Annotated in this window: 1 tRNA gene and 1 rRNA gene; both read left to right on the plus strand. The window is 54.4% G+C overall.

The features are described from left to right. Window positions 1-256, plus strand: a 16S ribosomal RNA gene (locus tag ACLEJR_RS27055); the annotation flags it as partial. Between the two features lie 65 nt (window positions 257-321). Further along, window positions 322-398, plus strand: a tRNA-Ile gene (locus ACLEJR_RS27060). Window positions 399-401 lie beyond the last annotated feature (3 nt).

Raw genomic sequence — 401 nt, forward strand, 5'->3', positions numbered from 1 at the left:
AAAACCGATCGTAGTCCGGATCGCAGTCTGCAACTCGACTGCGTGAAGTCGGAATCGCTAGTAATCGCGAATCAGAATGTCGCGGTGAATACGTTCCCGGGCCTTGTACACACCGCCCGTCACACCATGGGAGTGGGTTGCACCAGAAGTAGCTAGTCTAACCTTCGGGAGGACGGTTACCACGGTGTGATTCATGACTGGGGTGAAGTCGTAACAAGGTAGCCGTAGGGGAACCTGCGGCTGGATCACCTCCTTAATCGACGACAGCAGCGGCTCCATGAGCTCCCACACGAATTGCTTGATTCATTGAAGAAGACGATTGGGTCTGTAGCTCAGTTGGTTAGAGCGCACCCCTGATAAGGGTGAGGTCGGCAGTTCGAATCTGCCCAGACCCACCAATT

It is taken from the genome of Pseudomonas sp. SMN5 (assembly GCF_052041925.1).
In the GTDB taxonomy this organism is placed as follows: domain Bacteria; phylum Pseudomonadota; class Gammaproteobacteria; order Pseudomonadales; family Pseudomonadaceae; genus Aquipseudomonas.